The organism is Streptomyces sp. NPDC054765 (genome assembly GCF_053612065.1).
Window position 1 is genome coordinate 102,672 of sequence record NZ_JBSHBP010000002.1, and the last position, 26,502, is coordinate 129,173.

The 26,502-nt window shown below is 68.7% G+C and carries 22 protein-coding genes, 2 tRNA genes and 1 pseudogene; 12 read left to right on the forward strand and 13 right to left on the reverse strand.

The genetic code is table 11. From position 1 onward, the window contains the following. The first annotated feature begins 25 nt into the window (after nucleotides 1-25). Nucleotides 26-880: a LysR family transcriptional regulator gene (locus ACWGJY_RS02050; protein ID WP_453258872.1), complete on the forward strand. Its 855-nt coding sequence runs from the start codon at nucleotides 26-28 to the stop codon at nucleotides 878-880. Nucleotides 881-1,100: 220 nt separating this feature from the next. Here ACWGJY_RS02050 and ACWGJY_RS02055 read toward each other — a convergent pair whose 3' ends face one another. Both ACWGJY_RS02055 and ACWGJY_RS02060 read right to left on the reverse strand, forming a co-directional pair. After that, nucleotides 1,101-1,256, reverse strand: coding sequence for a hypothetical protein (locus tag ACWGJY_RS02055; protein WP_453258873.1), 156 nt, complete (start codon nucleotides 1,254-1,256; stop codon nucleotides 1,101-1,103). A gap of 158 nt (nucleotides 1,257-1,414) precedes the next feature. Then, nucleotides 1,415-1,487: transfer RNA gene (locus ACWGJY_RS02060), tRNA-Ala, on the reverse strand. Between the two features lie 127 nt (nucleotides 1,488-1,614). Here ACWGJY_RS02060 and ACWGJY_RS02065 point away from each other — a divergent pair. Beyond that, nucleotides 1,615-2,163 (forward strand): helix-turn-helix domain-containing protein, encoded by a 549-nt coding sequence (locus ACWGJY_RS02065; RefSeq protein ID WP_453258874.1) that lies wholly within the window; start codon nucleotides 1,615-1,617, stop codon nucleotides 2,161-2,163. Nucleotides 2,164-2,204: 41 nt separating this feature from the next. Further along, nucleotides 2,205-3,761, forward strand: a complete 1,557-nt coding sequence (locus ACWGJY_RS02070; protein ID WP_453258875.1) for a serine/threonine-protein kinase — start codon at nucleotides 2,205-2,207, stop codon at nucleotides 3,759-3,761. A gap of 55 nt (nucleotides 3,762-3,816) precedes the next feature. On the opposite strand, the gene ACWGJY_RS02075 is transcribed toward ACWGJY_RS02070, so the two are convergent. The 11 genes from ACWGJY_RS02075 to dnaA form a co-directional block, all read right to left on the reverse strand. Further along, nucleotides 3,817-5,235 carry a hypothetical protein gene (locus ACWGJY_RS02075; RefSeq protein ID WP_453258876.1) on the reverse strand — a complete coding sequence of 473 codons (1,419 nt, stop codon included), beginning with the start codon at nucleotides 5,233-5,235 and terminating at the stop codon, nucleotides 3,817-3,819. 815 nt (nucleotides 5,236-6,050) lie between these two features. Continuing rightward, entirely contained in the window at nucleotides 6,051-6,185 is a 135-nt protein-coding gene (locus ACWGJY_RS02080; RefSeq protein WP_003958712.1) for a DLW-39 family protein, read from the reverse strand. Nucleotides 6,186-6,374: 189 nt separating this feature from the next. Further along, nucleotides 6,375-6,448, reverse strand: a tRNA-Ile gene (locus ACWGJY_RS02085). An 88-nt stretch (nucleotides 6,449-6,536) separates the two neighbouring features. After that, nucleotides 6,537-7,247, reverse strand: a complete 711-nt coding sequence (locus tag ACWGJY_RS02090) for a DUF3566 domain-containing protein (protein WP_453258877.1) — start codon at nucleotides 7,245-7,247, stop codon at nucleotides 6,537-6,539. A gap of 15 nt (nucleotides 7,248-7,262) precedes the next feature. Next, a complete protein-coding gene (gene gyrA / locus ACWGJY_RS02095; RefSeq protein ID WP_453258878.1) occupies nucleotides 7,263-9,887 on the reverse strand; it encodes a DNA gyrase subunit A in 2,625 nt (874 codons plus the stop codon). 50 nt (nucleotides 9,888-9,937) lie between these two features. Continuing rightward, nucleotides 9,938-11,992 (reverse strand): DNA topoisomerase (ATP-hydrolyzing) subunit B, encoded by a 2,055-nt coding sequence (gene gyrB, locus ACWGJY_RS02100; protein WP_453258879.1) that lies wholly within the window; start codon nucleotides 11,990-11,992, stop codon nucleotides 9,938-9,940. 299 nt (nucleotides 11,993-12,291) lie between these two features. After that, a complete protein-coding gene (locus ACWGJY_RS02105) occupies nucleotides 12,292-12,825 on the reverse strand; it encodes a DUF721 domain-containing protein (protein WP_453258880.1) in 534 nt (177 codons plus the stop codon). Beyond that, nucleotides 12,822-13,958, reverse strand: coding sequence for a DNA replication/repair protein RecF (recF, locus tag ACWGJY_RS02110; protein ID WP_453258881.1), 1,137 nt, complete (start codon nucleotides 13,956-13,958; stop codon nucleotides 12,822-12,824). Before recF ends, ACWGJY_RS02105 begins: the two co-directional genes overlap by 4 nt. Before the next feature lie 72 nt (nucleotides 13,959-14,030). Then, entirely contained in the window at nucleotides 14,031-14,909 is an 879-nt protein-coding gene (gene gnd / locus ACWGJY_RS02115) for a phosphogluconate dehydrogenase (NAD(+)-dependent, decarboxylating) (protein WP_453258882.1), read from the reverse strand. Between the two features lie 205 nt (nucleotides 14,910-15,114). Beyond that, nucleotides 15,115-16,245, reverse strand: a complete 1,131-nt coding sequence (dnaN, locus tag ACWGJY_RS02120; protein ID WP_328385706.1) for a DNA polymerase III subunit beta — start codon at nucleotides 16,243-16,245, stop codon at nucleotides 15,115-15,117. Nucleotides 16,246-17,319: 1,074 nt separating this feature from the next. Then, nucleotides 17,320-19,248 (reverse strand): chromosomal replication initiator protein DnaA, encoded by a 1,929-nt coding sequence (dnaA, locus tag ACWGJY_RS02125; protein ID WP_453258883.1) that lies wholly within the window; start codon nucleotides 19,246-19,248, stop codon nucleotides 17,320-17,322. Nucleotides 19,249-19,626: 378 nt separating this feature from the next. Between dnaA and rpmH the strand changes: the two genes are divergently transcribed. From rpmH to ACWGJY_RS02170, 9 genes and pseudogenes are all read left to right on the forward strand, one after another. Beyond that, on the forward strand, nucleotides 19,627-19,764 hold the full coding sequence (rpmH, locus tag ACWGJY_RS02130; protein WP_003949374.1) for a 50S ribosomal protein L34: 138 nt from the start codon (nucleotides 19,627-19,629) through the stop codon (nucleotides 19,762-19,764). Nucleotides 19,765-19,789: 25 nt separating this feature from the next. Further along, nucleotides 19,790-20,158: pseudogene (gene rnpA / locus ACWGJY_RS02135) on the forward strand (ribonuclease P protein component); the annotation flags it as partial. Nucleotides 20,159-20,244: 86 nt separating this feature from the next. Beyond that, on the forward strand, nucleotides 20,245-20,562 hold the full coding sequence (yidD, locus tag ACWGJY_RS02140; protein ID WP_006604423.1) for a membrane protein insertion efficiency factor YidD: 318 nt from the start codon (nucleotides 20,245-20,247) through the stop codon (nucleotides 20,560-20,562). Nucleotides 20,563-20,565: 3 nt separating this feature from the next. Then, nucleotides 20,566-21,705, forward strand: a complete 1,140-nt coding sequence (gene yidC / locus ACWGJY_RS02145; protein ID WP_453258884.1) for a membrane protein insertase YidC — start codon at nucleotides 20,566-20,568, stop codon at nucleotides 21,703-21,705. Between the two features lie 14 nt (nucleotides 21,706-21,719). After that, nucleotides 21,720-22,226: a Jag family protein gene (locus ACWGJY_RS02150; protein ID WP_453258885.1), complete on the forward strand. Its 507-nt coding sequence runs from the start codon at nucleotides 21,720-21,722 to the stop codon at nucleotides 22,224-22,226. Nucleotides 22,227-22,361: 135 nt separating this feature from the next. Continuing rightward, nucleotides 22,362-23,087, forward strand: coding sequence for a 16S rRNA (guanine(527)-N(7))-methyltransferase RsmG (gene rsmG / locus ACWGJY_RS02155; RefSeq protein WP_453258886.1), 726 nt, complete (start codon nucleotides 22,362-22,364; stop codon nucleotides 23,085-23,087). A gap of 306 nt (nucleotides 23,088-23,393) precedes the next feature. After that, on the forward strand, nucleotides 23,394-24,464 hold the full coding sequence (locus ACWGJY_RS02160; protein ID WP_453259045.1) for an AAA family ATPase: 1,071 nt from the start codon (nucleotides 23,394-23,396) through the stop codon (nucleotides 24,462-24,464). Next, entirely contained in the window at nucleotides 24,461-25,549 is a 1,089-nt protein-coding gene (locus ACWGJY_RS02165) for a ParB/RepB/Spo0J family partition protein (protein ID WP_453258887.1), read from the forward strand. Before ACWGJY_RS02160 ends, ACWGJY_RS02165 begins: the two co-directional genes overlap by 4 nt. Before the next feature lie 308 nt (nucleotides 25,550-25,857). Next, entirely contained in the window at nucleotides 25,858-26,475 is a 618-nt protein-coding gene (locus tag ACWGJY_RS02170) for a GNAT family N-acetyltransferase (RefSeq protein WP_453258888.1), read from the forward strand. Nucleotides 26,476-26,502 lie beyond the last annotated feature (27 nt).

A 26,502-nucleotide genomic window follows, 5' to 3' on the forward strand; every position in this document is an offset into this window, starting at 1 on the left:
ACTGAACCACCTATACACTCCACGAATGAACATCGATCTGCGTCACCTGCGCTGCTTTCTTGCCGTAGCCGAGGAAGGTGGCTTCACGGCCGCCGGCCGCCGCCTGCATCTCACCCAGCCAACCCTGACCCGCAACATCAGGACTCTCGAGGAGTCCCTGGGCGTGAGACTTTTCGAACGCAGCACGCGCAGAACGGAGCTGACCGACAAAGGAAAGACCCTACAGGAGGCCGTCACCCCGCTGTTGCGCCAGCTCGACTCGACGCTGGGGGATTTACAGAAAGGGGAGAAACTGCGCATCGGGTTCAGCTGGGGACTGCCCGAGGGTTTATCGCGGCTCGCCGCCCGGTTCGGTGAGGAGACCGGAGTGGGCGTCGAGTTCATCCGCTGTGACACCCCCCAGGCCGGACTCGACACCGGCGAGGCGCATTTGGCCCTGCTGCGCAGCGCGCCCCTACCGAAGGGACTGCGCGGCGTCCTCCTCTACGAGGAGTCCCGTATCGCGGCTGTCCCCGCGAGCTGGCAGCTGGCCGAACGCACCGAACTCGACTGGGCGGAACTCGTCGGCCTGCCGCTGATCGTCAACACCGTCAGCGGCACCACCTTCCCCGACATGTGGCCCGACGGCAGCCGGCCAGTGGTCGGCGCCGAATGCCGCAACTTCGACGAATGGCTGGAACAGGTGGCCGTCGGCCTCGGCGTGGGCACTGCACCGGTCTCCGCCGCCCGCCGCTACACGCACCCCGCCGTCCACCTCGTCCCGCTGACTGGCGCACCCACCGTGCCTGCCTATCTCGCCCGCCCCTCGCACGGTGCCCACCCTCAAGCCGCGCGCTTCATCGACCAGGCCTGGCGGTTGGCCGACGAGCTACAGGCCTAGGAGTGCACCGACTGTGTGTAATGACCCGTCGGCAGCTGCCACAACTGCATGTCCTGATCGATACCCATCGGGCCCGCTCCAGGGCGAGTTCGGGCGGCCTCCGCGAGTGCAGAGCAGGCTGCCAGTCGATCCGCGTGGTCGATCCAAGCGCCGAGCGACCCACGCGGGCCTTTCAGAAGCCGGGAGGCATGGCGTGAGCCGTGATGGAGGGATCGCCCTCTCACCTCAGGCGTGTACTCCACACCGAGTTCCTGGCGGCATCCCGGGTTCCCTGTTCACGCTCCTCCTCGGTCAGCTCCCGGAAGGCCGGCTGCTCCAGGAGACCGTCCATCGTGGTGCCGTGCTCGGCCGCGATCACCGACGAACGCCGCGGCACCAGGGGATCCACAGGGGAGAGGCGCTACCCGGAAGCCCTACAAACACGGACCTCCGCAGACGTCTGTCGGCACCACCGTGCTGACACGTCAGCACGGAAATTCGGGACAAAAAGACCCCCCTGGCCACGTTTCCGCAGGTCAGAGGGGTCATACGGGGTGGAGCCTAGGGGAGTCGAACCCCTGACATCTGCCATGCAAAGACAGCGCTCTACCAACTGAGCTAAGGCCCCTTCGCGCACCAGGGTACCCGGTGTCCGGCCGCTTTCCCGACCGGGTATCGCCGCACCCCGTCGCTCTCCGTAGGATGCTTCGCGAGATTCGCGGCAGCGAAGCCACCGGGGAGACAGGGGAGACGGCATGGACGCAGCACAGCAGGAAGCCACCGCGCGGGCCCGGGAGCTACAGCGCAGTTGGTACGGGGAGCCTCTGGGTGCGCTGTTCCGTCGCCTCATCGACGATCTCGGTCTCAACCAGGCCCGGCTCGCCGCGGTGCTCGGTCTGTCGGCCCCGATGCTGTCGCAGCTGATGAGCGGGCAGCGGGCGAAGATAGGCAACCCGGCAGTGGTGCAGCGGGTGCAGGCGTTGCAGGATCTGGCCGGCCAGGTCGCCGACGGCAGTGTCAGCGCCGCCGAGGCCACCGACCGCATGGAGGAGATCAAGAAGACGGCGGGGGGTTCGGTGCTCAACAACACCGCGCAGCAGACATCGTCGACGGGGGCGACCACGGTGCGGCGCGTGGTGCGGGAGATCCAGTCGCTGCTGCGGTCGGTCTCCGACGCCGGGGACATCATCGATGCGGCGAACACCCTCGCCCCCGCTCACCCCGAACTGGCAGAGTTCCTCCGGGTCTACGGTGCCGGTCGCACCGCGGACGCGGTCGCCCACTACGAGGCGCACCAGGGTTAGCCACAGCCGACGTTGCGAGTTCAGAAGGCGGACGGGGCGCAATGGGTGAGATCTTCGCCGGTCGGTATGAACTGGTCGACCCGGTCGGACGGGGCGGGGTGGGCGCGGTCTGGCGCGCCTGGGACGCCCGGCGCCGCCGCTACGTTGCCGCCAAGGTGCTGCAGCAGAGCGACGCGCACACACTGCTGCGCTTCGTCCGCGAACAGGCCCTGCGGATCGACCATCCGCATGTGCTGGCCCCGGCGAGCTGGGCCGCGGACGACGACAAGGTCCTGTTCACCATGGATCTGGTGCACGGCGGCTCGCTGGCGCATCTGATCGGGGACTACGGCCCGCTGCCGCCCCGGTTCGTGTGCCTGCTCCTGGACCAGCTGCTGGCCGGACTGACCGCGGTGCATGCGGAGGGCGTGGTGCACCGGGACATCAAGCCGGCGAACATCCTCCTGGAGGCGACGGGCACCGGCCGGCCGCATCTACGGCTGTCGGACTTCGGCATCGCGATGCGCAAGGGTGAACCGCGGCTGACCGAGACCAACCTCGTGGTGGGCACACCCGGTTACTTCGCACCGGAGCAGCTGCTGGGTGCCGAACCGGACTTCCCCGCCGACCTGTTCGCGGTCGGGCTGGTCGCGCTCTATCTGATCACCGGCGCCAAGCCGGACGCCGACGCCTTGGTCGAGCGCTTCCGGCACGGCATCCCGAACGCGCCGGAGGGCGTGCCGGAGCCACTGTGGCAGGTGCTGGCGTCCCTGGTGCACCCCGACCCGGAAGCCCGGTTCAAAACGGCCACGGGGGCGCGTAAAGCGGTGATCTCGACGGTCGAGTTGCTGCCGGACCCGACGATCGAGGATGAGGTCGTCGAGGTCTTCGACCACATCGGCCCGCTGCCGGCCGGCTTCGGGGCGGACGGCCCGCTGCGCTCCAAGGACGCCGACGGACCCGCGACGGCCGGCGCCACTGCGGGCACGGCGGCCACCGGGCACATCTCCATGTCGGACACCGGCAGCTTCCCTCTCGCGCCGCCGGAGCCGAGCGCTCCGGCGGGTCCGGGCACCTCATCGGCATCCACGTCGATGCCCATGCCGATGCCGATGCCGATGCCGAACGGTTCGTCCACCGGCCATGGCGGCCCGCCCACGGGGCACGGCGGCACCTCAACCGGTCACAGCCATACGCCGACCGGTCACAGCCATACACCGGCCGGCCACGGCCCTGCGCCGACCGGCTACGGCGATGCGCCCCTGAGCCACCGCAATACGTCCACCGGCCACCTCAGCACGCCATCCGGCCACGGCATCCCGGCCGGGCCCCACACGGCGTCCGGCATGCGTACAACGCCTCCCCCGCCTCCCCCGCCTCCGGCGCCCACGTACGAACCCACGGCCGTCGGCCACCCGGAGCCCGCGACCCGCGCCTATACGGCGGGCCCGCACCCGATCCCCGGACACCCCCCGGCCGGCGCCCACGTCGCCGCACGGGCCGCGGCGCCACCCGTCCCGTACAGGAAACCGGGACCGCCCCCGAAGGTCGCGATCCCGGTGCTGATCGTGGCGTTGCTCTGCCTTGCGGTCGGTATCTGGGCGCTGATCGCCGCCTGAGGGGCCGCCGTGGCCCGGTGCACCACCTGGGGCCCGCCCGCCTCGCGGACGCCCGCTACCAGCCCTGTGGCGGCCCGAACTGCCGTTTTTGCTGACCCTGTTGGGTCGGCTGTGCCGACTGTCCCGGCAGGGCGGGCTGACTTCCCGGCCCGCCCACTGCGACTGCCCCGGTCGGCGCGACCGCCGCAGCGGCCGCGGAGCGCCGCGCCACCAGCGTCCACACTCCCAGCCCCGCCAGCAGCACCACCCCCGTGCCGATCCCGGCGTAGGCGACGGCCATCAGCGTGCCGCTCTTCGCCGCCTCCTGGGCGGTCTGGCCCTTCCGTGCCGTGTTCCGGTCCTCGGGCGTGACGGAGAAGGTGCCGGTCGGCCCGGCGTAGTCGGGGCCGGCCTGGGCGGTGCCACGGACATCCACCCGCAGGGTGAGCTCCGCGCCCTTGGGGAAGTACTGCGCGGCGTCGGGATGCAGGCTGACCTCGAGGTAGTACCAGCCGGCGAACCGCATCGCCCTGACCGAGTGGGTGGGGTTGAGGCGGTTGCCGTACTCGACGGGCGCGGTGAACTCCTTCGCCGCGGCCGGCTTCCCTGTGTACGAGACGAAGCTGACGTCGCCGACCGCACCGCGCGCCGGATTGTAGACACCCAGCCCGAGCGCCCTGGCGAGGAAGCCGGAAGCTCCGGAGGGTGCATTCGGCAGTTCCGCGCTGAGGTTGAGCCGCTGCCCCCAGTCCACCGGTACGCGGTAGAAGCGGGTCTCGCCCGGCGTGATCCGGTCCTTCCACACCCCGGCGGCGATCGAGCCCGCATCGTTGAAGCCCGTACCCCCCTTGGCGCTGCGCTTGGTGGTGTCCGTGCGCGGTGCGGGGGTGTCGGTGCTCCAGGTGCCCCGGGCCGGCTGGGCCGGGGGGTTGCCCTTGAGCGGGGGCTCGTCGAGGTAGTCCAGTTCGAGCGGCCAGGCGCCGGTGCCGGACGACGCCGATCCCTCACGGGTGATCACGAGGTAGTACGGGCCCGCCTTCTGGCACGCCGTACGGTCGGTGCCGATGCGACGGGTGGCGTAGTCGGCGATCGGGTAGGCCATGCCGCCGCCGCTGAAGGACGGGCTGCCTCCCGAATCGCAGATCGCGCCGTTGCTGTCCTGGACGTTGATGGTGAGCTTGTCGCCGTAGTCCTGGACTTTGGTACCGGGCTTGGGCGCCGCGACGGCCGAGAAGTACGCACTGGTCCGGTCGTCCAGGGTGACGGCGTAGTACTTCTGCTCGCCGCGCTTGATGGAGTCGGTGTGCAGTCCGCGCTTGAGCTGCGGCGCATCCGCGGCGCTGGGGGTGCCCTTGGTCGCCGTGGCGCCGTCCCCCGTCCGGTAGCCGGGGACGGATCCTGCCGAGGCCACGCCCACTGCCCCCGGCAGGATCGTCACCACGGCAAGCACCGCCAGTACGGCTATGCCCCTGTTCGTCGTGCACCCCGTCACCACGAGCCACCCCTCATCTCATCGGATCGGAATTCCCGGCGCCGGTCCGCGGCTTCCTACAGGCCTGCCCGCAGGCGACCACGAGACCGGCCGGCAGCAGTTCGCCCACTCCGCCGATGGCGACGGCCGCCACACGCCTGTGGGCCATCCTCCACCGCCTTCCTGCCTGCCGTCCGCCGAGGTCCCGGAATCGCCCTGGCAGACCTTTCCCGTCGGCTCGTTGGCGAACTCATCGTCGTAGCACGGTTGCTGACCCCGGCCGGCCTTCTTCTGAAGATGTTTCACGTGAAACGTCAGCGCCACCGACCACCGTGCGGCCCGCCCCCTCGGCACCCGGCCCTCGACGCGCGGCCCCTCGGCACCCGGCCCCTCGGCACCCGGCCCCTCGGCAGTCGCCCCCTCGGCCGGCCCCCCAACAGCCAACATCCTGACCCGGCCGGCCCCGGTGGCCTGAAGTGACCCGGCGAGCGCGGGCCGGCATCGCCGGCCTTCTTCACCCCACGAGCAACACCACCGGCCCCTGCGTGCTCGCCGAACCCCCGCCCGGCTCCCCAGCTCCCCAGCTCCCCCTTGCACCGCCGACCATATCAGGGTATTTGCTGTTGCAATGAATTGGTATGCTTTAGCAAATCGAACAAGAGGGCCGCCACGGCCCCACAACGACATTCAGCCACCCCGGCACGCCCCGTCCGCACCCCCACCGCAGACCGCCCCGCCCGCACCCCGCACGCACCCCGATTGCCCCTGGACGCACGAAACCCCGACCGCCCAGGGGCAATCGGGGTCCGTACGAACGTGCTGTGCTGCTGTGAGGGGTCTCAGACACCCGAACCTGCGGGCACGGAGTCGGTCGCCTCCGTCCACAGATCCTGCTCGGCGCGATCCGCCTGGATCTGGCGGTACACGAGGAGCCCGCCGATGGCGGCCAGTGCGACCAGGAGAAGCTTCTTCACCGCGCGACCTCGTCTTTCGTTGACGTAGGGGACCTATGTCGGCCGATGATACACACCGGCCGATACCGATCGGTTACCTAGCTCGCAGTCGGCAACACCTCGTCCGGGGCCGCCGCCGCGAGCCAACTTCCGCCTCCGTACAACGAATCGGCCCGGCCGGGGAGTTCCCCGGCCGGGCCGATGGTGCGGTGCGGCTACCAGGACTTGAACCTGGGGCCTCTTCCTTATCAGGGAAGCGCTCTAACCGTCTGAGCTATAGCCGCGCGTTCGCTGCACCGAAAGATTAGCGCACTTCAGAGGCGTTCCCAAAATCGGTTCCGGGAGCCTCCCGAACGCCCTCCCGCCAGGGGATCACTCGTCCTCGGCGAGGGTGAGCTCCACACCGCCGACGAAGCCCGCCGACAGGTTGTAGATGAATGCGCCGAGCGTGGCCAGCGCGGTCGCCAGCACCACGTCGATCACCGCGATGACCGACGTGAACAGCAGCACCCGCGGCAGCGAGAGGAACGACTGCAGATCGAAGCCGGCGCCGGCGCCGTCACCGGAGCCGGTGGCCTCACTGATCGTCCCGCCGACCGTGGAGAAGACGCCCATCGCGTTCATGACCATCCACAGCACCGCGGCGGCCACGACCGTGCAGATGCCCAGCGCGATGGAGAGCAGGAAGCTGACCTTCATCACCGACCAGGGATCGGCGCGGGCCACCCGCAGCCGGGCCTTGCGGGTCCGCGGGGCCGTGCTCGCGCCCGTACGCGGCCGGCGCACCGTCTGCCCGCCGCCCTGCCCACCGCCGGTGGGATACGCCTGAGGCGGCTGATACGGCTGCTGAGAGCCGCCCTCGGTCTGCCCCTGGGACTTCCCCTGGGACTGCTGCCGGGGCTGTGGTTGCGGCTGACGGGTATCGGTCACGGGTCCCCCCTGGTGAGAGCCCTCGTCTCGGGGGCCGGTGTCAGAAACGGCGGAGCCACGGGCGCTGTTCTCCGTCAGGGTTGCGGGTCCGGACGACGGGGAGTCCTTCTCGGCTCCCGATCCACCCGCCGCAGCGCCCGTGGCTCCACTCACGACCTACTCCTCGTGCTACTCCGCCGCGGGCTGCTCGCCCTCGGCCTCCGTGGGCACGGTCCCCTCGGCCGCTTCGGCCTCGTCGGGCGCCTCGCCCCCGTCGACCTCTTCGGCTTCACGACCGGCCTCGGCGTTCCGTGCGATGCCGACGACAGCATCACGCTTGCCCAGGTTGATCAGTTGAACGCCCATGGTGTCACGGCCGGTCTCACGGACTCCGTTGACCCGTGTACGGATCACGCCACCGCCGAGCGTGATCGCGAGGATCTCATCGGTCGCCTCGACCACCAGCGCTCCGACCAGCGAACCCCGGTCCTCCACGATCTTGGCGGCCTTGATCCCCAGGCCGCCGCGGCCCTGGACGCGGTACTCGTCGACCGCGGTGCGCTTGGCGTAACCGCCGTCCGTGGCGGTGAAGACGAACGTACCGGCGCGGACCACGTTCATCGAGAGCAGCTCGTCGTCCGCGCGGAAGCTCATGCCCTTCACACCGGAGGTGGCCCGGCCCATCGGGCGCAGCGCGTCGTCCGTCGCCGTGAACCGGATCGACTGGGCCTTCTTGCTGATCAGCAGCAGATCGTCGCTCTCCGAGACCAGCTCGGCGCCGATCAGCTCGTCGTCCGTGCCGTCCTCCTGCTCGCGCAGGTTGATCGCGATGACACCGCCCGAGCGCGGCGAGTCGTAGTCCTTGAGCGGCGTCTTCTTCACCAGGCCGGCCTTGGTGGCGAGCACCAGATACGGCGCGGCCTCGTAGTCGCGGATCGCCAGGATCTGGGCGATCTGCTCGTCCGGCTGGAAGGCGAGGAGATTGGCCACATGTTGACCCCGCGCGTCCCGCCCCGCGTCGGGGAGTTCATACGCCTTGGCGCGGTAGACCCGGCCCTTGTTCGTGAAGAACAGCAGCCAGTGGTGGGTCGTGGAGACGAAGAAGTGGTCGACGATGTCGTCTTCCTTGAGCTTCGTGCCCCGTACGCCCTTGCCGCCGCGCTTCTGCGAGCGGTAGTCGTCGGTCTTCGTCCGCTTCACATAGCCGCCACGGGAGATCGTGACGACGATGTCCTCCTCGGCGATCAGGTCCTCGATGGACATGTCGCCCTCGAAGGGCACCAGCTTGCTGCGCCGGTCGTCGCCGAACTTCTCGACGATCGCGGCCAGTTCCTCGCTGATGATCTGGCGCTGGCGCTCCGGGGAGGCCAGGATCGCCTTGTACTCGTTGATCTTGCGCTGCAGCTCGTCGTGCTCAGCGGTGATCTTCTGGCGCTCCAGGGCGGCCAGCCGGCGCAGCTGCATCTCCAGGATCGCGTTCGCCTGGATCTCGTCGATCGTCAGCAGGCCCATCAGGCCCTCGCGCGCCACATCGACCGTCTCACTGCGCCGGATCAGCGCGATGACCTCGTCGATGGCGTCCAGCGCCTTGAGCAGACCGCGCAGGATGTGCGCCCGCTCCTCGGCCTTGCGCAGCCGGAACTTCGTCCGGCGGACGATGACCTCGATCTGGTGCGTCACCCAGTTGCGGATGAACGCGTCCAGCGAGAGCGTGCGCGGCACCCCGTCGACCAGCGCCAGCATGTTCGCGCCGAAGTTGGTCTGCAGATCGGTGTGCTTGTAGAGGTTGTTGAGGACGACCTTGGCGACCGCGTCCCGCTTGAGCACGATGACCAGGCGCTGGCCCGTGCGCGAGGAGGTCTCGTCGCGGACGTCCGCGATGCCGCCGATCTTGCCGTCCTTGACCAGGTCGGCGATCTTCTGCGCGAGATTGTCCGGGTTGACCTGGTAGGGCAGCTCGGTGACCACCAGGCACTGGCGGTTCTGGATCTCCTCGACCGCCACCACGGCGCGCATCGTGATCGAGCCGCGGCCCGTGCGGTAGGCCTCCTCGATGCCCTTGCGGCCCACGACCAGTGCGCCGGTGGGGAAGTCGGGGCCCTTGATGCGCTCGATGAGCGCCTCGAGCAGCTCCTCGCTGGAGGCCTCGGGGTTCTCCAGCGCCCACTGGGCACCGGCCGCGACCTCGCGCAGGTTGTGCGACGGGATGTTCGTCGCCATGCCGACCGCGATACCGGCCGAGCCGTTGATCAGCAGGTTGGGGAAGCGCGCCGGCAGGACCGTCGGCTCCTGGTTACGGCCGTCGTAGTTGTCCTGGAAGTCGACGGTCTCCTCGTCGATGTCCCGGAGCATCTCCATGGACAGCGACTTCATCTTGCACTCGGTGTACCGCATGGCCGCGGCCGGGTCGTTGCCCGGGGAGCCGAAGTTGCCGTTGGAGTCCACCAGCGGCATCCGCATCGACCACGGCTGCGCCAGGCGGACCAGGGCGTCGTAGATCGAGGAGTCGCCGTGCGGGTGGTACGTACCCATGACGTCGCCGACGACGCGGGCGCACTTGTAGAAGCCCTTCTCCGGGCGGTAGCCGCCGTCGTACATCGCGTACAGCACCCGGCGGTGGACGGGCTTGAGGCCGTCCCGCACGTCGGGCAGCGCACGCGAGACGATCACGGACATCGCGTAGTCGAGGTAGGAGCGCTGCATCTCCGTTTCGAGCCCGACGGGCTCGACACGCATCCCGACGCCTTCGATGGTGGCGGGCGCGCCCTCGGCGGTCACGCCGTCCGGGGTCACAGGGGGGTTCTCGTCGGCCATGGTGGTTCAAAGTCCTTTCGAGCTGCGGCTGTTGTTCGGGCCGACAGGGCTCAGATGTCGAGGAAGCGGACGTCCTTGGCGTTGCGCTGGATGAACGAGCGGCGCGCCTCGACGTCCTCGCCCATGAGCACGGAGAACAGGTCGTCCGCACGGGCCGCGTCGTCCAGCGAGACCTGACCGAGGACCCGGTGGTCGGTGTCCATGGTCGTGATGCGCAGCTCCTCGGCGTTCATCTCACCGAGACCCTTGAACCGCTGGATCGAGTCCTCGCGGATCCGCTTGCCGTTCTGCTTGCCGAGCTCGATCAGCGCGTCCCGCTCCGCGTCGGAGTAGGCGTACTCGAAGTCGTCCCGGCCCCACTTGATCTTGTACAGCGGCGGGCGGGAAAGGTAGACGTGCCCGGCCTCCACCAGCGGCCGCATGAAGCGGAAGAGGAAGGTGAGCAGCAGGGTGTTGATGTGCTGGCCGTCGACGTCGGCGTCCGCCATCAGGATGATCTTGTGATAGCGGAGCTTGGTGATGTCGAAGTCCTCGTGCACGCCCGTGCCGAACGCCGAGATCAGCGCCTGGACCTCGTTGTTCTGCAGGATCTTGTCGACCCTGGCCTTCTCGACGTTGAGGATCTTGCCTCGGATCGGCAGGATCGCCTGGTACTCCGGATTACGGCCGGACTTGGCCGAGCCGCCGGCGGAGTCACCCTCGACGATGAAGATCTCGCACTTGGCCGGGTCGTTGGACTGGCAGTCGCTCAGCTTGCCCGGCAGCGACGCCGTCTCCAGCAGGCCCTTGCGCCGGGTCAGATCGCGCGCCTTACGGGCCGCCACGCGCGCGGTCGCCGCCTGGATGCCCTTGCGGATGATGTCCGCGGCCTCGTTGGGGTTGCGGTCCAGCCAGTCCGTGAGGTGCTCGTAGACGACCTTCTGCACGAAGGTCTTCACCTCGGTGTTGCCCAGCTTGGTCTTGGTCTGGCCCTCGAACTGCGGCTCGGCGAGCTTGACCGAGATGATCGCCGTCAGACCCTCGCGGATGTCCTCACCCGTGAGGTTGTCGTCCTTCTCGCGCAGCAGCTTCTTGTCGCGCGCGTAGCGGTTGATCAGACCCGTCAGCGCGGCGCGGAAGCCCTCTTCGTGGGTACCGCCCTCGTGGGTGTGGATGATGTTGGCGAAGCTGTAGACACCCTCGCTGTACTGGGTGTTCCACTGCATCGCCAGCTCGACCGAGAGCTGGCGCTCCTTGTCCTCGGCCTCCACCGCGATCACCGTCGGGTGCACCAGCTCGCCCTTGCGCGAGTTGAGGTACGTCACGAAGTCGACGATGCCGCCCTCGTAGTGGTACCGCACCGAGAGCGGCCTGCCCTCCTCGTCCACATGGTCCGGGCGCTCGTCGGTCAGCGCGATCGTCAGACCCTTGTTGAGGAACGCCATCTCCTGGAAGCGCCGCGACAGCGTCTCGAAGCTGTACGTGGTGGTCTCGAAGATGTCGCCGTCGGCCCAGAACGTCACCGTCGTCCCGGACTCGTCGGTCGGCTCGTGCTTGGCCAGCGGCGCGGTCGGGACACCGAGCTTGTACTCCTGCGTCCAGCGGTGGCCGTCCGTGCGGACCTCGACCGCCACCCGCTGCGACAGCGCGTTCACGACGGAGACACCCACGCCGTGCAGACCACCGGAGACCGCATAGCCACCGCCGCCGAACTTGCCGCCGGCGTGCAGCACCGTCATCACGACCTCGACGGCCGGCTTGTTCTCCGACGGCACGATGCCGACCGGGATGCCGCGGCCGTTGTCGACGACGCGCACGCCGCCGTCCGCCAGGATCGTCACCTCGATGGTGTCCGCGTGGCCGGCCAGGGCCTCGTCGACGGAGTTGTCCACGACCTCTTGCACAAGGTGGTGCAGACCACGCTCGCCCGTCGAGCCGATGTACATGCCAGGGCGCTTGCGGACCGCGTCCAGGCCTTCGAGGACGGTGATCGCACTGGCGTCGTACGACTTCTCCACCGCGGAGTCGCCCGTGGCGCCGGCAGGAACCCCCTCTTCAGTAGAAGCCGTGTTGTTCTCGTTGAGGTCGCCGGAGTCGGCCACGAAGCGCCCTTTCTGGCACAGCACGAGCCCTTCCGCGCCTGTGGGATTCACCCCTGGGAAGACAGGCGGGAGCGGCTGCGTCGTTCGACATGTTCCGCGAGTGGGCGGGATTGCTACCAGTCTACCGGTAGCGCTGACACTCATGGGGGTTTGCAGGCACCTGAGTCGTCATGTGCCGCCCTGAACTGACGTCCGCCGACTCCCCATATCCGAGACGGGGCCTCAGGACGCTCACACGGGCACTCAGCGCTTCCGGCTGTCAACCGGCGGCTACCGTGAGCGGAGTCTCACCCGCCACCCCCGTATATGGGGGAAGCAGGAGGTCAGCCGTAGGTGTCGCCGGGGCCCTTGCTTCCCGGTGCCCGCAGCGATCCGTACCGGCGCGCGGGGCCCCCGGGACCCAGCACCTTGATCATCTTTACGGTGCCGTGCCCCAGGTCCTCGTTGAGGCGGGCCACCAGCGTCGGGGCCAGCAGCCGCAGCTGCGTCGCCCAGGCCGTCGAATCACACTGGACGGTCAGCACCCGGGCGTCCTCGTCGTACTTCTGCGGCTCGCAGTGCTGCGCCACCTCGGGCCCGACCAGCTGCGGCCAGCGCCCCATCACCCCGCCGACCGCAGCCGGGGTCTCCCAGCCGCGCTCCGTGATCAGCCGGTTGATCGCCGCACCGAGCGGCAGCGGATCGCGGCCGTCGGCGCGCGCGCCCGAGCGCAGCCCGCCGCGCCTGGCCTGCTTCTTCTGCTGCGCGGCCGCACCCCGGGCACGTGCCTGCTCCTTGGCGGCCACCAGGGCCTGACGGGCCAGATCCACACCGGACAGCTCCGGGGTCCTGGGCCGGTCGGGCTGCTCCTCGCTCACGGGGTCACCTTCTCCGCGGCGCCGTCGGCCACCGCATAGCGCGCCCCGGCCAGCACGCCCGGCACATCGTCGTCCACCGCCGCCGTCACCAGCACCTGTTCGCCCGGGGCCACCAGCTCCGCCAGCCGCTCGCGGCGCCGGGCGTCCAGCTCGGCGAAGACGTCGTCGAGCACGAGCACCGGCTCATTGCCGTCGGCCCGCAGCAGGTCGTACGAGGCCAGCCGCAGCGCCAGCGCATACGACCAGGACTCACCGTGGCTGGCGTAGCCCTTCGCCGGGAGCTGCCCCAGCTTGAGCACCAGATCGTCGCGGTGCGGGCCGACCAGCGTCAGCCCGCGCTCGATCTCTCCCTTACGGGCCTCGCCGAGCGCCGCCAGCAGCACGCCGTACAGCTCCTCACGGGTCGACGCGGCGGCCATCGCCTCACCCGCCGAACCGCGGTACTCCAGCGCCAGCGGCCCGCCGCCCGGCGCCAGCTGCTCATAGGCCTTGTCCGCGAGCGGCTGCAGCGCGGCGATCAGATCGAGCCGCTGTGCCAGCAGCTCGGCGCCCGCGCGGGCCAGATGCTGGTCCCAGACGTCCAGCGTCGACAGATCCATCTGGCGCCCGCCGTGCCTGCGCGCCAACGCCGCGGTTTTCAACAGGGTGTTGCGCTGCTTGAGGACACGGTCGTAGTCCGAGCGCACCCCGGCCATCCGCGGCGCACGCGCGGTGATCAGCTCGTCCAGGAACCGCCGGCGCTCTCCCGGATCGCCCTTGACCAGCGCCAGGTCCTCCGGCGCGAACAGCACCGTCCGGACGATCCCCAGCACATCGCGCGGCCTGACCTGGGAGGACCGGTTGATCCTGGCGCGGTTGGCCTTGCCCGGATTGAGCTCCAGCTCGACCAGCTGCTGCCGCTCGCCCTGGACGACCGCGGCCCGGATGATCGCCCGCTCGGCGCCCATCCGCACCAGCGGGGCGTCCGAGGAGACCCGGTGGCTGCCGAGCGTGGCGAGATAGCCGACCGCCTCGACGAGATTGGTCTTGCCCTGGCCGTTGGGGCCCACGAAAGCCGTGACGCCCGGGTCGAGCGGAACCTCGACCCGGGCGTACGAGCGGAAGTCGGCGAGGGACAGATGCGATACGTGCATGGCTGGGCGCCGACCTCCCCCGGCTGCTTCCTGCTGGTACTGCGGTGTGGTGCTGCTTCTTGCTGCGGCCGGCTACTTCTTGCTCTCGACCGCGTGGCCGCCGAACTGGTTGCGCAGCGCGGCGATCATCTTCATCTGCGGGGAGTCGTCCTGACGGGACGCGAAGCGCGCGAAGAGCGAGGCCGTGATCGCGGGCAGCGGCACGGCGTTGTCGATCGCGGCCTCGACCGTCCAGCGGCCCTCACCGGAGTCGGCGGCGACACCGCGCAGCTTCTCGAGGTGCTCGTCGTCGTCGAGGGCGTTGACGGCCAGGTCGAGCAGCCAGGAGCGGATGACCGTCCCCTCCTGCCACGAGCGGAAGATCTCGCGGACGTCCGTGACGGAGTCGACCTTCTCCAGCAGCTCCCAGCCCTCGGCGAAGGCCTGCATCATCGCGTACTCGATGCCGTTGTGGACCATCTTCGCGAAGTGACCGGCGCCGACCTTGCCGGCGTGCACCGAGCCGAACTCGCCCTCCGGCTTGAGGGCGTCGAAGACCGGCTGCACCTTGGCGACATCGTCGTTCTCGCCGCCGTACATCAGTGCATAGCCGTTCTCCAGGCCCCACACGCCGCCGGAGACACCGCAGTCGACGAAGCCGATGCCCTTGGCCTTCAGCTCCTCGGCGTGCTTCTCGTCGTCGGTCCAGCGGGAGTTGCCGCCATCGACGACGATGTCGCCCGGCGAGAGCAGCTCGGCCAGCTCGTCGATCGTGGCCTGGGTGGCGGCACCGGCCGGCACCATCACCCAGACCACCCGCGGACCCTTGAGCTTGTCCACAAGCCCCTGGAGGCTGTTGACGTCCGCCAGGTCAGCGTTGTGGTCGTATCCGATGACGGTGTGGCCGGCGCGGCGAATGCGCTCGCGCATATTGCCGCCCATCTTGCCGAGACCGACGAGACCGAGCTCCATCAGAGACCCTCTTTGCACGTAGTCGTTGCTGTTCGTACCCGAGTCCGAGCCTACGCCCGCAGGTCCGCGCACACCTGTGGGCTCAGCCGCTCATCAGGGGCTCTTCAGCCGGTCGCCGCACGGCGCGTGGCCAGGGCGCTGTCCGGTCCGTGCCGGACAGCCGCCACCCCTGCCGGGCGAGGGACGACCCTCGCGCTCCGGGCCGTCAGCCCGAGAGCCGCACCGGCATGATCAGGTACTTGTACGCATCGTCCGCCTCGGCGTCCTTGGCCGGCCGGCCGCTCAGCAGCGCGGGCTTGGTCGAGGTGGTGAAGGACAGCTGCGCCACCGGGGAGTCGATGGCCGACAGGCCCTCCAGGAGGAAGCCGGGGTTGAAGGCGATCGAGATGTCGTCGCCGTCCAGATCGGCGTCCACCCTCTCCACAGCCTGTGCATCGTCACTGGAGCCGGCCTCCAGGATCAGCACGCCCTGCTCGAAGCTCAGCCGGACCGGGGTGTTCCGCTCGGCCACCAGCGCCACACGCTTGACGGCCTCGACGAACGGGGCGGTCTCGATCACGGCGACCGAATTGAACTCGGTCGGGAAGAGCGTGCGGTACTTCGGCAGGTCGCCTTCCAGCAGACGCGTCGTCGTCCGGCGGCCGGCGCCCTCGAACCCGATCAGGCCCTCGCCCTGGCCGGAGCCGGACAGCGCCAGCGTGACGGTGTCGCCGCTGCTGAGGGACTTGGCGGTGTCCAGGAGCGTCTTGGCGGGGACCAGCGCGACCGCGGAGGCGTCCGGGCTCTCCGGCTTCCAGAGGAACTCACGGACCGCGAAGCGGTAACGGTCGGTGGAGGCCAGGGTGACCGTGTCGCCCTCGATCTCGATCCGTACGCCGGTGAGCACCGGAAGGGTGTCGTCACGGCCGGCGGCGATGGCGACCTGGGCGGCGGCCGCGGCGAAGACCTCACCGGGGACGGTGCCGGTGGCGGTGGGCATCGTCGGCAGGGACGGGTACTCCTCGACCGGAAGGGTGTGGAGGGTGAACCGCGAGGAGCCGCAGACGACGGTCACCCGTACACCGTCGGTGGAAATCTCCACCGGACGGTTGGGGAGCGCACGGCAGATGTCGGCGAGCAGGCGGCCGGAGACGAGGACCGTGCCCTCTTCCTCCACCTCTGCTTCCACGGAGACCCGCGCGGAGACCTCGTAGTCGAATCCGGAGAGGCTCAGCGCGCCCTCCTCCGCCTTCAGCAGCAGGCCCGCGAGGACGGGCACCGGCGGACGGGCCGGGAGGCTCTTGGCCGCCCAGGCCACTGCCTCCGCGAGTACATCGCGCTCCACCCGGATCTTCACCGGAAACCGCCTCCTGCTGTTGCTGGCTCTCGCCCTGCTGGCCTTCGTCGTCGGCTGGGTTGCCGGAGACCAGTCTGACGCACGCCACCGACAGTCGGTGCGGCTCGGGGTCAAGTCCGCTCGACCGATGGCGGACGCCCGGCGGCCAACTTGTGCACAGGCCCCGTTTCCGAACGAGTTCCCCGGTAGATATCCGTGGTCGTAGTAGTAGGGGCTGTGGAAACCGTGGACAACTGCTTTTGCGCAGGTCAACGCGGATTTTTTGTCCACCGGCCCTGTGGGTGGCGCTCGTGGAAAAGCCGGCGGTTCTGTGGACCACCGGAAGTTCTGCACACCCGATGCACAGGGGACGGGTACTTCTCCCCAGTGCCGTCCCCAGCTTTACCCACGTTCCCCACAGCCCAACCCACCCTCTTGATGTGACCGCTTTCACTCGGCCCGGTGAGGGCGGGTGTCGCGTTGCCGAACAGTGGACAGCGGTGTGGAGAAGCCGGAGATCGCTGGGGACAACAGCGGCTTGCCTGTGGGCGGGCGGTGGACAAGACGCGGCGCCTCCTGTGGACGAATCCACTGTCCACAGCCTGTGGAAGAAGGTTGGCCACAAATCCACACGCGGCTGACCTCCTCCGATGCTCCGTCAGAACACCGGCCTGTGGATCCCACAGGGATAACTTTCCCCTCCCCAGGATGTGGAGGGAAGATTCTTGCCCAATCTGTGGAGAGAAGCCGTGACCCGCCGCGGAATCGAACAGAGGAAGCGTGCGCCACAGGTTTGGGACAGCGGCGGGACGGATCGGAACGGGCGCGGAGGGGGCACGGGAGAGGCTCAGGGCGGCTGCGGGAGAGGCGCATGACGCGTACCGGGGTGGTCTCGGGAGGCCCTGCACCCTCGCACCCGCTTCGCCGCCTCGCCGTCCTGCCGCCTTGCCGTCCTGCCGCTTCCCCGTCCTGCCGCCCTCCCGCCCCGTACGACGAAGGGCGCTCCGGCAGCGGGTCCGGAGCGCCCTGGGACGTCCTGCGGTGGCGACGGGGCCGGTGGGGCCGGTGGGGTGGCAGGGTCGGCGGTGGCCGGCCTCAGCCGTTCTTGATGCGGTTGGTCAGCTCGGTGACCTGGTTGTAGATCGAGCGCCGCTCGGCCATCAGCGCGCGGATCTTGCGGTCGGCGTGCATCACGGTCGTATGGTCCCGGCCGCCGAACTGCGCGCCGATCTTGGGCAGCGAGAGATCGGTCAGCTCGCGGCACAGATACATGGCGATCTGGCGGGCGGTCACCAGCACCCGGCTGCGCGAGGAGCCGCACAGATCGTCGATGGTCAGCCCGAAGTAGTCGGCCGTCGAGGCCATGATCGCGGTCGCCGTGATCTCCGGCGCGGCGTCCTCGCCCCCGGGGATCAGGTCCTTCAGCACGATCTCGGTCAGACCCAGGTCCACCGGCTGCCGGTTGAGCGAGGCGAACGCCGTGACCCGGATCAGCGCGCCCTCCAGCTCACGGATGTTGCGCGAGATCCGGGACGCGATGAACTCCAGCACCTCGGGCGGCGCGTTCAGCTGCTCCTGCACGGCCTTTTTGCGGAGGATCGCGATCCGGGTCTCCAGCTCGGGCGGCTGGACGTCGGTGATCAGACCCCACTCGAAGCGGTTGCGCAGCCGGTCCTCCAGGGTGACCAGCTGCTTGGGCGGCCGGTCACTGGAGAGCACGATCTGCTTGTTCGCGTTGTGCAGCGTATTGAAGGTGTGGAAGAACTCCTCCTGCGTCGACTCCTTGCTCGCCAGGAACTGGATGTCGTCGACCAGCAGGATGTCCATGTCGCGGTAGCGCTTGCGGAACGCGTCCGCCTTGCCGTCGCGAATGGAGTTGATGAACTCGTTGGTGAACTCCTCCGAGCTCACGTACCGCACCCGGGTGCCCGGATACAGGCTCCGTGCGTAGTGCCCGATCGCATGCAGCAGATGGGTCTTGCCGAGCCCCGATTCCCCGTAGATGAACAGCGGGTTGTACGCCTTGGCCGGCGCCTCGGCGACGGCGACCGCGGCGGCGTGCGCAAAGCGGTTCGAGGCACCGATGACGAAGGTGTCGAAGAGGTACTTCGGGTTCAGCCGCGCGGTGGGCTCACCGGGGCCGGTCGCCGGCGCGGGCTGCGCGGCGAGCGGGCTGGGCGCACCGCTGGGTGCCGGAAGCCCGGAGCCGGGGCCGCCCGAGCGGCCGTTGTGCCCGCCGGGCTGGTGCTCGGAGAGGTCGCGGCGCGGCTGGTCATATGGGGAGCGCGGACCGTCGGAGTGCTGCGGCGGCCCGCTGCGGTCGGGTGCCTGCCCGCGGTAGTCGTTCTGCCGCTGCTGATGCTGCGACATATGGGACGACGGGGAGGCGTACGGGTCACGCTCGGGGAAGCCGCCGAGGTGCTGTTGCTGCCAGCCGTAGTCGTCGCGCGGGCCGGGCCCGCCGGCCATGGGGGAGGAGTGCTGCGGCCAGCCGCCGGGCTCGTGCCGGGGCTGGTAGTCCGGGTAGGCGGGCCGGACGCCGGGCAGGTCGTCGCCCTGGTGCCCGTAGCCCGGCCGGCCGTCGCGGCGCCCGTCGTGCCGGTTGTCATGCCGGTTGTCGTGCCGGGCTTCGTAGCCGTCGTAAGGATCGTGTTGCTGCTGTGACTGATGCGACTGCTGATGGTGCGGGGTGTGCTGCTGTGGCGACTGGTGCTGCGGCGCGGGCGGTGCGGACTGCGCCGGGGGCTCCTCGGCGGAGTCGTCCACGGTGATCGCGATCCGGATCGGGCGGCCGCACTCATGGCTGAGGGCCTCCCCGATCAGCGGCGCCAGCCGGCCTTCGAGCACGCCCTTGGCGAACTCATTGGGGACGGCGAGCAGCGCGGTGTCGGCGACCAGCGCCAGCGGCTGGGTGCGCTTGAGCCAGTCCTGGTCCTTGGGCTTGAGGCCGTCGGCGTCCGCACGAAGGAGATGGTCGAGCACGCGCGGCCACACTGCGGCAAGATCGGCAGGTACATCAGCCACGGGGCACGCTCTCTCAGCAGTCCCACGAATGTGTGATTCTCAGGACGGGCGGGAAGGAATCGGAGTTCAGCCACGGTAGTCAGGGCGGGCCTGGGGATTCAAGTCGTTGTCCACAGGCTGTGCATAGTGTGTCCTGACAAGGCGCCCGTCGGCGCTGCCGAGAAGCCGGTTTGACCGGATGGCGTAGCCGCGCGTACCGTGACCAGGTCGAGTTGTCGATGGCTGCTGCCGCCTGCCTCCGATGGGCAAAGATCACGCTCGAGTGATCGTGTAGCGGTGCACTTAGGCGTTGCGAGCTACTCGTGGGCGCACGGTGACAGCCAGTCGACGCCCCACATCTGTCTCTCCTGAGACAACAAGCATTCCTGGAGCCCCCGAGTGAGCAAGCGCACCTTCCAGCCGAACAACCGCCGCCGCGCGAAGACCCACGGCTTCCGTCTGCGCATGCGGACCCGCGCCGGCCGCGCGATTCTCGCGTCCCGCCGTGGCAAGGGTCGCGCCCGCCTGTCGGCCTGAGCAGCCTGAAACCCAGGTCCATGACGTGCTGCCTACCGAGAATCGGCTGAGGCGGCGCGAGGACTTTGCGACCGCGGTACGCCGGGGACGCAGGGCCGGGCGCCCGCTCCTTGTCGTTCATTTCCGCAGCGGTGCAACGGACCCGCACGGGTCGGGGGAAAGTGTTCCCTCGGCACGTGCGGGTTTCGTCGTGAGCAAGGCAGTGGGCAACGCTGTCGTGCGCAACAAGGTCAAGCGCAGGCTTCGCCATATCGTGCGCGACCGGCTGGACCGGCTGCCCGCCGGTAGCCTGGTTGTCGTACGGGCCCTGCCCTGCGCGGGTGATGCGAATCACGACCAGCTGGCCCGCGACCTGGATGCCGCCCTCGAGCGGCTGCTGGGAGGGGTGCCGAGAGGCTGCAATCCCCCGGGGACTGCGACCGACGGCGGTTACGCCGCGGGCCCCCGGAACCCCGGACGGGACCCGGGAGGGAGCGCACAGTGAAGTACCCGCTGCTGCTTTTGATCAAGATCTACCAGTGGACCATCAGCCCCCTGCTGGGACCGGTCTGCAAGTACTACCCGTCGTGTTCGCACTATGGCTACACGGCCATCGACCGGCACGGTGCGGTGAAAGGGACTGCGCTGACAGCCTGGCGCATCCTGCGATGCAATCCGTGGTCGCTCGGTGGCGTCGACCACGTCCCTCCCCGGAAGCGTCCGGTTTGGCATCAGCGGCTGAGGAGCCGCCTGGGCGGGCCCACCGTCCCTGAGCCTGTCGCCCAGCCCGAGACTCAGCCCAACGCCCAAGGAGCCTGATTCGTGGACACGATCCTCGGTCCCCTCTATATCGCTGTTTCCTGGATCATCGTCCAGTTCCACTCGTTCTACAGCCTCCTCTTTGACAAGGACAGTGGCGCGGCGTGGGGTCTGTCCATCGTCTCGCTGGTGGTGCTGATCCGTATCTGCCTGATCCCGCTCTTTGTGAAGCAGATCAAGTCGACGCGGAACATGCAGGCGCTCCAGCCGAAGATGAAGGCGATCCAGGAGCGCTACAAGAGCGACAAGCAGCGCCAGTCCGAAGAGATGATGAAGCTCTACAAGGAGACGGGCACCAACCCGCTCTCGAGCTGTCTCCCGATTCTGGCCCAGTCGCCGTTCTTCATCTCGCTGTACCAGGTCCTCAGCCACATCGCGCAGAACAAGACGGTCGGCGTCATCGACCAGCCACTGCTGCAGAGCGCGCAGAAGGCGCACATCTTCGGTGCGCCGCTGGCGGCGAAGTTCATGGACAGCGCGGCGAAGATCGAGAGCCTGGGCGCATCCGTGATCGACGTCCGCGTGGTCACGATCATCATGATCGTCCTGATGTCGGCGTCGCAGTTCTACACACAGCGCCAGCTGATGACCAAGAACGTCGACCTCACGGTGAAGACGCCGTTCATGCAGCAGCAGAAGATGCTGATGTACGTCTTCCCTCTCATGTTCGCCGTCTTCGGCATCAACTTCCCCGTCGGTGTTCTCGTCTACTGGCTGACCACCAACGTGTGGACCATGGGCCAGCAGATGTTCGTCATCCGTCGTAACCCGACTCCGGGCAGCAAGGCCTTCGCCGAGCGCCAGGAGCGGCTGCGGGCCGCGGGCAAGGTCGTCGAGGACCCGGCCGTCGTCGAGGCGAAGCAGGCAGCCGAAGAGGCGCGCCACAACCGCCAGCAGCCCAAGCGTCAGACGAAGTCCAAGCGGCAGACCGGCGGCGCTCCGGCCGGCGGCGCGCAGAACCGTACGCGTGCCGGATCGGCGTCGGGTGCCACGGACTCCGGTCAGGGTGCTGAGAAGAAGCAGTCGCTGGAGAAGAACGACGCGCAGGACGGCAAGGAGAAGGGCGGCGCCTCCGGTGCCCGCACTGCCAAGTCCGGTCAGCGCAAGGGCCAGCAGCGCCCCAAGCACCCGTCCAAGAAGTAAGAAGGAGTCCTTTCGTGACGGACACGACCCCTGCCACCAAGGGCACCGACACCCTGACCCGCCTGGAGCAGGAAGGCGAGATCGCGGCCGACTACCTCGAGGGTCTGCTGGACATCGCCGACCTCGACGGTGACATCGACATGGATGTCGAGGCCGACCGTGCCGCTGTGTCGATCATCAGCGACTCGACCAGCCGTGACCTGCAGAAGCTGGTGGGCCGCGATGGTGAGGTGCTGGAGGCGCTGCAGGAGCTGACCCGGCTCGCCGTTCATCGTGAGACCGGTGACCGCAGCCGTCTGATGCTGGACATCGCCGGCTTCCGGGCGCGGAAGCGGGAGGAGCTCGCGGAGATCGGTGCGAAGGCGGCGGAGGAGGTCAAGGGCAGCGGCGAGCCGCTGAAGCTCGACCCCATGACGCCGTTCGAGCGCAAGGTCGTTCACGACGCGGTGGCGGCGGCCGGGCTCCGGAGCGAGTCCGAGGGCGAGGAGCCGCAGCGCCGAGTGGTTGTCCTCCCGGCCTGACCGCTCAGCGCTCCCGTATTTCTTTGGCCCCGTCTGCTCGCAGGCGGGGCCAAAAGTTGTCAGCGTTCTGTGTTATCCCGGGGGCGTAACCCGGGTTCCCGGCAGGAAAAGCAGTCCAAAGGAAAGGCGGTTCCCGTGACGGAGGCAGCAGCGGAGCTCCCTCCTGCGCCGCAGGCGGCGCAGGAGGTTTTCGGCGAGCGCTTTCCGGAGGCCGTGCGGTACGGCGAACTGCTCGCCGACGCCGGGGTGAAGCGTGGGCTCATCGGCCCGCGTGAGGTGCCGCGGCTGTGGGAGCGGCATCTGTTGAACTGCGCGGTGCTCTCCGAGGTGGTGCCCGAGGGGGTCTCGGTCTGCGATGTGGGTTCGGGGGCCGGGCTGCCCGGTATCCCGCTGGCACTGGTGCGCCCGGATTTGAAGATCACGCTGCTGGAGCCGCTGCTGCGGCGTACGAACTTCCTTCAGGAGGTCGTCGAGCTGCTGGGGCTGGACCATGTCACGGTTGTGCGCGGCCGGGCCGAAGAAGTCATGGGCAAGCTCCCCCAGGTGCATGTGGTGACGGCGCGTGCCGTTGCTCCGCTCGACCGGCTGGCCGGCTGGGGTGTTCCGCTTCTGCGTCCGTACGGCGAGATGCTGGCGCTCAAGGGCGATGCCGCGGAGGAGGAGCTCAAGGGAGCTCGGGCGGCGCTGAGCAAGCTCGGCGTGGTGGAGACCTCGGTGGTGCATGTGGGCGAGGGCATCGTGGACCCGCCGTCGACCGTGGTGCGGGTCGAGGTGGGCGAGAGCCCCGGCGGTGTGCGCTTTGCAGCCAAGCGGGCGAAGGCGGCGCGAGTGGGCCGTGTGTCGAGGGGGCGCCGGCGCTGATGCCCTGGTGCCGGAGCGCCGCAGCTCGGCACGGAGACGAGGAGGTGCCGTTCCGCGGCGGAATGGAACGGTCGAATTTCATAAATGCCATCAAAGCCACACAAGGCGGAGTGTCGCGTCTCATTCAGGCACGACGCTGGCATCGTGTTTCACGTGAAACGTCGTTCTCTGTTGCAAGGGATCATCGACCGTGGTCGTGCGGCCGCCGCGCCGCGCGACCGTTGGCCCACAAGGGTCAGCGAAGTATCCACAGAAGTGGATTCGTCCACAGGAGAGCGGACCTCACTGGTTCACGACACCGAAAGCATGGCAGGCTCTGAACATTGCGAGCCTGATGTCGAGGAGAGTGAATCCTTGCGGTCCGACGCCAACATCGCGGGACCGATGACCGATCCGGTCCCCGGTCCCCGTAGCGAGTCGTTCGGGGATGACGTTTCACGTGAAACGCCGCCCCCGATGGACGACACCCCGATCGGTCGTGCAGCTCAGCTGGCGGTGGAGGCATTTGGCCGCGCGGGTGAGGGGCTGCCCCGGCCTGAACAGACCCGGGTCATGGTGGTTGCCAACCAGAAGGGCGGGGTCGGCAAGACCACGACCACGGTGAACCTGGCGGCCTCTTTGGCCCTGCACGGTGCACGGGTTCTGGTGATCGACCTCGATCCCCAGGGCAATGCGTCGACGGCGCTGGGCATCGACCATCACTCCGAAGTGCCCTCCATCTATGACGTGCTGGTGGAGAGCAAGCCGCTCTCCGATGTGGTGCAGCCGGTCGTGGATGTGGAGGGCCTGTTCTGTGCGCCCGCCACGATCGACCTGGCCGGTGCGGAGATCGAGCTGGTCTCGCTGGTGGCGCGTGAGAGCCGGCTGGATCGGGCCATCAAGGCGTATGAACAGCCGCTCGACTACATCTTCATCGATTGCCCGCCCTCGCTCGGCCTGCTGACGGTCAACGCGATGGTGGCCGGCGCCGAGGTGCTGATCCCGATTCAGTGCGAGTACTACGCGCTGGAGGGGCTGGGTCAGCTGCTGCGGAACGTTGATCTGGTGCGGGGACATCTCAACCCCCAGCTCCATGTCTCAACGATCTTGCTCACCATGTACGACGGTCGCACCCGGCTGGCTTCCCAGGTCGCCGACGAGGTGCGTAGTCACTTCGGCCGCGAGGTGCTCCGTACGAGCATTCCCCGCTCGGTGCGCATCTCCGAGGCGCCCAGCTATGGGCAGACAGTGCTCACCTATGACCCGGGATCCAGTGGTTCGCTTTCCTACCTCGAAGCGGCCCGTGAGATCGCGATGCGTGGGGTCCCGCAGACCGGGGGCCAGGGCCTCAGCGTCAACTATGAAGCACAGCACAGCATCTCGGAGGGGACTCAGTGAGTGAACGACGTAGAGGCCTGGGCCGTGGGCTCGGTGCGCTGATCCCCGCGGCACCGCAGAGCACGGACCACGCCGGACAGGGGGCGGCGTCATCGTCGTCCGTACCGGTCCTTGCCCCGGAGCGAGGAGTAGCGGCCGCCAAGGTGACGTCGCTGCCGGCGCACGGTGTTTCACGTGAAACGGAAGCACCGGCCGGGTCGGAGGCATCGCCGACGGGTGTCTCAGAGGTGGCAGGAGCGCACTTCGCCGAGGTGCCGCTGGATGCGATCAAGCCGAACCCGCGCCAGCCGCGGGAGGTCTTCGACGAAGACGCTCTCGCCGAGCTGGTCACCTCTATCAAGGAGGTGGGCCTGCTCCAGCCGGTGGTGGTCCGCCAGACGGGCCCGGGGCGGTACGAGCTCATCATGGGCGAGCGCCGCTGGCGGGCGTGCCGTGAGGCCGGCCTGGAGAAGATTCCCGCGATCGTGCGGGCCACGGACGATGAGAAGCTGCTGCTCGACGCGCTTCTGGAGAACCTCCACCGGGCTCAGCTCAACCCACTGGAAGAGGCCGCCGCCTACGACCAGTTGCTGAAGGACTTCAAGTGCACGCATGACGAGCTGGCCGACCGGATCGGGCGTTCGCGTCCACAGGTTTCCAACACGCTGCGGCTGCTGAAGCTCTCGCCGTCCGTACAGAAGCGGCTTGCCGCCGGTGTGCTCTCCGCGGGACACGCTCGTGCTCTGCTCTCCGTGGAGGACTCGGAAGAGCAGGACCATCTCGCACGCCGCATCGTGGCTGAGGGGCTGTCGGTCCGTTCCGTCGAGGAGATCGTGACGCTGATGGGGTCGACCCCCAAGAGCGCGAACAAGGCCAAGGGACCCCGTGCGGGGAACCGGGTGTCCCCCGCGCTCACGGGCCTGGCCTCCCGGCTGTCCGATCGCTTTGAGACCCGGGTGAAGGTCGACCTGGGACAGAAGAAGGGAAAGATCGTCGTCGAGTTCGCCTCGATGGACGATCTGGAGCGCATCCTCGGCACGCTCGCCCCTGGTGAGGGGCGTGTCCTGGACCAGTCGCCGACAGAGGAGAACGACGAAGAAGAGTGAGCTGACGCTCTCGGCTCCCGGACGGGCCGTGTTCCGGAGTCCATACCGGAACACGGCCCGCCCTTTGCTCTCCTGCGGTACCCGTGCCCGTAAAGGGTGGATACGATGCGTTCGGGTATGGCACGCATCCATGTGGAAATACCTCACACCGAGGAGAGGGCCATGCAATCGGTGAGCCGCACCGGACTGTTGGCAGCGGGGTTCGGCCTCGCAGCCGTCGGAGGGTTCGTTGGAGGTCTGCTCAGAGAACAGGCCGCGCTGACGGCGCTTCGTGGTGCGGCAGGCGAGGGAAGCGAGGACCTGGTTCCATGGGCCGTCGGCTCGTACCGCTCACGTTGGACAACCTTCCGGACCTCCCCAAGCGCTGCCGCTCCTGTGTCTTCTGGGAGCTCGACCCCGTCAGCGGTGAGGCCGCGGTAAAGGCGGGGCGCCCCGAGCTCGAGAAGGAAGCCTGGATCTCGGCAGTACTGCTGGAGTGGGGGTCCTGCGGACGGGTGGTCTATGTCGACGAGGTGCCCGTCGGGTTCGTGATGTACGCACCGCCGGCGTATGTGCCGCGCTCCATGGCCTTCCCCACCAGTCCCGTCTCGGCGGACGCGGTGCAACTGCTGACGGCGTGGCTGATCCCCGGTTATCAGGGGCAGGGGCTGGGACGGGTGATGGTCCAGACGGTCGCCAAGGACCTTATCCAGCGCGGCTTCAAAGCCATCGAGGCGTTCGGCGATGCCCGCTGGAGCGAGCCGGCGTGTGTGCTTCCCGCTGATCACCTCCTGGCGGTCGGCTTCAAGACCGTGCGTCCTCATCACCGTTTTCCTCGGCTGCGCCTTGAGCTACGGACCACTCTCTCGTGGAAGGAAGATGTCGAGTTGGCCCTCGACCGCTTGCTGGGAGCTGTCCAGAAGGAACCCGCCCTGCGACCGCTGTGAAACGCGCGGTTTCCCGTGAAACGGAGA